This window comes from Psychromonas sp. SR45-3 (genome assembly GCF_014163575.1).
Taxonomy (GTDB): domain Bacteria; phylum Pseudomonadota; class Gammaproteobacteria; order Enterobacterales; family Psychromonadaceae; genus Psychromonas; species Psychromonas arctica.
Genome location: NZ_JACJDP010000069.1, coordinates 1 through 6227, shown reverse-complemented (window position 1 = coordinate 6227; position 6227 = coordinate 1). Strand labels below are relative to the sequence as shown.

Here is a 6227-nt window from a genome sequence, read left to right as displayed (position 1 = left end):
CGGCACATCCATGTGCCAAACGAGCCTAATCCAAACATCCTGTTTGGCTTTGCTAAAAGCCATTGATGATTTGGGAAAACTTTACGGTGGGGTTGTTCGTCCATGATGAGTTGATGTTTTATTGTTACTGAATAGTATATGTGTTGTTAGCTGTTTATTCTCGTTCCGCACACTCTGCGTGTTGCTGCTAAGTATCTAATTTAGTGGAGTTATTTTGTGTTTAGCTCGTCTGCGCTCGTCGAGGCAGTTTGGCTTCTATTAACAGTGTTTTCGCCTTGTCGGCGACTTTAATCGTGTCATCAGTGATCATTACCAATAATCTAATATGACTATTAAAGAAGAGTAACTGTTAAATTTAATGTGCGCCTGTTTTTGAATATAAATTCATTATCGCAACACCGGCTAAAATAAGTCCCATGCCAATGATTGCAGGCAAGTCAGGAACTTGCTTGTAAATAATCGCGCTAATAGCCGCGACTAAAATAATACCCATTCCAGCCCATATCGCATAAGCAATACCTACAGGTACACTTTTAAGAACAAGGGATAGAAAATAAAAAGCAGCAATATAACCAACCACGCAAACGCTACTGTAAAAAAGTTGACTAAAACCGTTTGATGCTTTTAATGATAGCGTAGCAATCACCTCTGCCACTATTGCAATGGCTAAATACCAATACCCCATACCTGTCCTTATTTATATTAAGAGAAAATCACGCTTAACTATTTTTATGTGAATTTTTGCGGCGACAATAGCAAATTCAGCGACTTAATCAATACGTTTATTAAGTGCTTAAGAAGCTTTGAACAAGGCTTTATTTATGTAATCTCAGTTCCGGATATACAAATCGATACTGCAACGTACTTTCGTGTATTTCCATGTTAAATCATGTCTCGATAATCAATTATTGGTTCAATAATTTACCTTGAATAAAATAAAGTGACTTGCACTAGAAAACTTTAAGCTTAACTTGTTGATATAAAAGTAACTTTTACTTGTTCTATTTTAAATAGAGGTTAAATTGACAATATTACTGTGATTTATATCTCCTATTTCTTTAATTTTTATTATTGTTGCTTGTCAGAATTTAATTTTTGATTTAATGTTTGGTTACATTTTGTTAACTATTTGTTGCTTGTTTGGTTTTTTTTGATCAATATTGTTAACTTTAAATTATCGTAACTCGCAGAGTCTCTTTTATATTTATACATAGGAAGTAACATGAAAAAAACACTCGTTTCGTTAATGTTAGGATTTACATTATCAGCAGTAACTCATGCTGAAACATGGAAATTTGCATCAGAAGAAGCAAAAAATGATGTGCAGGATATATATGCCCAGAAATTTGCTGAAGTGATTAAAAAGGAATCTAAGGGAGATATTAAGGTCCGTATTTATTATTATGGTCAACTGGGGACTGAAAACGATATAGTTGAATTAGCATCAAATGGCACGATTCAATTTGTTTCGGTTGGAGCTGGACACATAGGATCTTATGTACCTGAAATACAAGCGGTAAGTTTACCCTATATCTTAAATGCGGATGAAAAAGCAGTGCATGAGGTATTAACAAGTAGTAAGTCAATTTACAGTGGATTATCCCCTAAATTTGAAGCCGTTAATCTAAAGTTACTCTCCATGATGTCCGAAGGCGATATGGTTTGGGGATCAAATAAACCGATTCATAAACCTGAAGATTTTAATAATCACAAAATAAGAACTTTTACATCAGCTATTCCTACAGAAACATATAAAGCGTTTGGTGCAACTCCGACTCCGCTGTCATGGGGGGAAGTGTACGGGTCATTACAGCTTGGAACCATTGATGGAATGGTTAACCCTATCTACTTTATCTACAATGCTAAATGGCATGAAGTTCAAGACTACCTGATCTTTCCTGGCCAACAGCCTTATATAAGCACCGTTTCTGCAAACAACAAATGGTTTAATAAGTTAAGTTCTGAAAAACAAGCTATGGTCACCAAGGCTATTACTGCTGCGGATAAAGCTGCGTTTGAATATCAAGTACGCATTAACAGCGAAAACATGGTCAAAATCACTGAAGAACGACCTGACTTAAAAGTGATTACGCTTACTGAAGAAGAACGTGGACGTTTTATCGAATTAAGTAAGTCTCTTCATAACACTTATCTAGATCTTGTTGCTAATGCTTATCCCGAAAGTGAACAAGCCGCAGCACGTCAAGGTGCACAAGAGATTATTAACAACTTAGAACAAGAAGTACAAACAGCCGCTAAAAATCTAGAGTAATAAAATGCTCTTTTAGTCCAATATCATAGCCCGACTTGCGGGCTATGTTTACTTATATTTTAACAAGGCTGCATTATGAAAAATCCTCTGTTTATTATAAATCGTGTTACTGAAAAACTGGAAGCCTTTGTTATTGCTGCGAGTATCATTTTGATGATGCTGAACTCTGTGGGTAACGCCATCGGGCGCTATTTTTTTAATCAAAGCTTTTATTTCTCTGAAGAATTGAATCAATTTTTGATAGTTATTGTTACTTTTGTTGGTTTTGCATATGCGGTTCGAATGGGACGTAATATAAGAATGACCGCTGTTTACGATATGTTAACCTTTAAAAAACAAAAACTATTAACGACATTCATTGCTTTTACTTCTGCCGCATTAATGTTTTATTTAAGCTATCAAGCTTTTTTCTATGTCTTAGAAATTCGTGATATTAATCGCCTCAGTTCTGCATTACAAATCCCAGTTTATTTAGTTTATTCAATTATTCCTTTTGGTTTTTTTATAGCAGGATTGCAGTATGGCTGTAGTTTTATTATGAATTTATTGCACTCCGAAATATATTTATCTTTTAGTGTTATTGAAACGAAAGATACTCAGGACATAAAACTATGATTGATTTTATCGCTGATATTTTTTCTGCTGAACTTGATCCTTATGTGATTACTTTTGCACTCGTTGTCTCAATGATTATTTTGCTTTTTTTGAGCTTTCCTATGGTTGTACCGCTTGCCGTCGCTTGTTTAATTGGTTTACTGCATTTTTCAAGTGTTGACCCTCAGGTGATTATTCAGCAAATGGTAACGGGTATTTCTCCTACTGCTTTAATTTCTGTACCTATGTTTATTCTAGCTGCCGATATCATGACAAGAGGGAAAACCGCTAATTATTTACTTGGACTTATCGAAGCATTTATTGGACATAAACGTGGTGGATTACCGATCACAGCATGTTTAAGTTGTACTTTATTTGGTTCTGTTTCTGGTTCTACGCAAGCGACTGTAGTGTCTGTTGGACAGATAATGAGACCAAAGCTTCTCAAAGCAGGATATAAAGACAGCTTTGTTATGTCTTTAATTATTAACGCGAGTGACATTGCCTATTTAATACCTCCAAGTATTGGGCTTATTTTATTTGGCACGTTAGCAAATACAAGCGTAGGGGAGTTGTTCGTCGCAGGTATTGCTCCTGGCATTGTGTTAGCCTTTTTATTTTGTATCTATAGCTATGTTTATAGTGTTAAACATAAAGATTCCATCGCATTAGTGGATAAAAAAACATGGCCAGAAAAGGTGCTCGCAATTAAGCACTCTTTATTACCTTTAGGTTTTCCTGCATTGATCATTGGGGGGATTTATTCTGGCATTGTCACGCCAACTGAAGCTGCTTCTTTTGCTGTCTTGTATGCGATTATTGTCGAAGCCATTATTTATAGAGAGCTCACTTTTTCTGATATTACCAAGGCAGCTTTAAATACTGGTTTGATTACGGCTGTTGTATTTATTTTGGTGGGTATTGGACAAGCATTTTCTTGGTATATTTCTTTTGAAATGATCCCTCAATCATTACTGGAACCATTGGAATTAGGCGACTCTTCTCCTGAGTTTATTATGTTTGTCATTGCATTGTCTTTCTTTATTGGGTGTATGTTTGTTGACTCTATTGTCGTGCTCCTTATTTTAACCCCGATATTTATGCCAATAGTTACGGCTGCTGGACTTGATCCTGTGCTTGTCGGAGTTTTAATTACATTACAAATGGCGATTGGGTCGGCGACACCTCCTTTTGGTTGTGACATTTTCACTGCGATAGCTATATTTGAGAAACCTTATATGGAAGTCATTAAAGGAACACCGCCTTTTATCGTTATATTGTTATTTATGTCTGCATTGCTTATTTTCTTCCCTGAAATAGCATTGCTACCTCGCGATATTCTGTTTGATAAATGATGTAAGTATTAGTAAAGATGGACTATCCCATGAATAAAAATACTCAAGGCTTTGCCCTTGCTATATTTGGTGTGCTGTTACTTGCTCCTGATGTTGTCATTATGCGATGGATATCAATTCCACATATGGATGTCATTTTTTGGCGAGGTATTGGGTTTATTATTGGTTTTTCTGGCTTAGTATTTTATAGATACAAAAGTGATTTTTTTGTAGTCATAAAAAAAGCTGGTTGGATAGGTGTAGCAAGTGGTTTGCTGTTTGCACTGGGGACTTATTGCTACACCATATCAATTCAAACGATTGGTGCGGCATCAACAATGGTTATTATAAGCAGCGCCCCTATATTTGCTGCTCTGATTAATTGGCTCTTTTTAAATCAAAGAATGCATATATTTTCAATTGTCGCTATTTTCTTTGTACTAACGGGTATTGTCTTTATTGCTTTTACTGATATTAATCAGTTTGGGATAAGTAGTTTGTTAGCACTCTCTAGCGCAGTGTTTATGGCAATTAACTTTAATTTAGCACAATCTAAAGCTGATACAGATATCAGCCCTGGGCTTATTTGGGGCGGTATTATACTAACAGTGATTGCGTTGTTTAATGGTGTGCCAGAGGTGCAAGATAAAGAAGTTGATGCCGTACTTGTGCTTATTAATGCAATATTTATTATGCCGATTGGCTTTACATTGTTACAAATTGCACCGCGTTTCATCAATGCTACACAAACAAGTGTCTGTTTATTACTAGAGCCTTTAGTCGGACCTCTGATCGTGTTTTTGATGTTAGGTGAAAAACCAGGGGGTAATACTTTTATTGGTTGTGCAATTATTTTTGTTGCTGTGATTTATTATATTTATAACGAAAGTATTCAACATAAAAAAGCTTACATAAAAGAGATGGACGCCCCATTTTTATAAGAAAAATAATGTGACGAATAGCGTAGCTAAAATAACTTAAGGAGTTGATGTGATTCATGAATCCCTATTAGCAGAGCGAGCAAAATTTGCCGCTTTGGAAGTGCATGCTGATTATGTACCAGCACCAAAAATGTCACGCAAGCATATTGGTTTAGTACAATTAAGTACAGACCATACATTAGAAATGGATTGGGCAAAATTGATTGGCGTTCAAGCCGCCGTGTTTAGTTCACGGGTTTATTATAGTGGTGAAATGCATCCGGAGGCATTCGACCTGATTGCAACAGGTATCTCAAAAACCGCTCAACTAATTGCAACTGATTTACCGATGGATGTCATGGCCTTTGGCTGCACGTCTGCAACGATTATACTCGGTGAAAATAGAGTAGGGCAGTTATTACGTGAAGGTCGAGGTGATATTCCCGCGACGAACCCCTGGACTGCTGCACAAGCTGCATTTAAAAAACTAGCTGCAAAAAAGATTGCAATATTCTCCCCTTACCCATCAGATGTTAATTTCTTTCTTTATCAACAACTAATAAAAGCAGGCTTTGAGGTTGTTGCATTAACTTCTCTTGGTATCAAAAAAGATACAGATATTACCACTATTTCAAAACAATCTATGATTGATGCACTTGATAAAATGCTTCTTGATAGTGATGCTGAGGCAGTGTTTATGTCTTGTACTAATTTACGAGTACTAGATCATATCGAGCTTTTTGAATCTATGTATAAGCGCCCATTCGTAAGCAGTAATTCTGCTATGTTTTGGCATGCTATGGCCCTAACAGGGGAAGTAGCACACTGTCCAGGTTTTGGGCGTTTACTTAACGCGGATTAATAATGTTAAAGTTGAAAGTGCATAGAAAAGTCTAGTATTATTTTCTTCTTCACTACTTAGGTTAGGTCTGAAATTTTTTCTTTGCATAGGAAAACTCCTAAGGCAAGATGGAGTTGTTGTAAGGTAAGCGTCTAGCGAACCACACCTACTTTTTAACATTCCATGGTAACAAGCTATCGATATCGGGTTCTGGTTTGCACAGTTCATCAAGGCAAGCATTGACGTAATCAAATGGGATCAGACCA

6 protein-coding genes are annotated in these 6227 nt (G+C 36.2%); 5 read left to right on the top strand and 1 reads right to left on the bottom strand.

The window, feature by feature from the left end; translation table 11 throughout:
- Positions 1–355: 355 nt before the first annotated feature.
- A complete protein-coding gene (locus H5084_RS18935) occupies positions 356–685 on the bottom strand; it encodes a multidrug efflux SMR transporter (RefSeq protein ID WP_182692193.1) in 330 nt (109 codons plus the stop codon).
- Between the two features lie 537 nt (positions 686–1222).
- Between H5084_RS18935 and dctP the strand changes: the two genes are divergently transcribed.
- From dctP to H5084_RS18910, 5 genes are all read left to right on the top strand, one after another.
- Positions 1223–2272: a TRAP transporter substrate-binding protein DctP gene (gene dctP / locus H5084_RS18930; protein ID WP_182692192.1), complete on the top strand. Its 1050-nt coding sequence runs from the start codon at positions 1223–1225 to the stop codon at positions 2270–2272.
- A gap of 75 nt (positions 2273–2347) precedes the next feature.
- Positions 2348–2887: a TRAP transporter small permease gene (locus tag H5084_RS18925; RefSeq protein ID WP_182692191.1), complete on the top strand. Its 540-nt coding sequence runs from the start codon at positions 2348–2350 to the stop codon at positions 2885–2887.
- Positions 2884–4221, top strand: a complete 1338-nt coding sequence (locus H5084_RS18920; protein ID WP_182692190.1) for a TRAP transporter large permease — start codon at positions 2884–2886, stop codon at positions 4219–4221. Before H5084_RS18925 ends, H5084_RS18920 begins: the two co-directional genes overlap by 4 nt.
- Before the next feature lie 29 nt (positions 4222–4250).
- Positions 4251–5141, top strand: a complete 891-nt coding sequence (locus tag H5084_RS18915) for a DMT family transporter (protein ID WP_182692189.1) — start codon at positions 4251–4253, stop codon at positions 5139–5141.
- A 49-nt stretch (positions 5142–5190) separates the two neighbouring features.
- On the top strand, positions 5191–5982 hold the full coding sequence (locus tag H5084_RS18910) for an Asp/Glu racemase (RefSeq protein WP_310735773.1): 792 nt from the start codon (positions 5191–5193) through the stop codon (positions 5980–5982).
- The last annotated feature ends 245 nt before the right edge of the window (positions 5983–6227 follow it).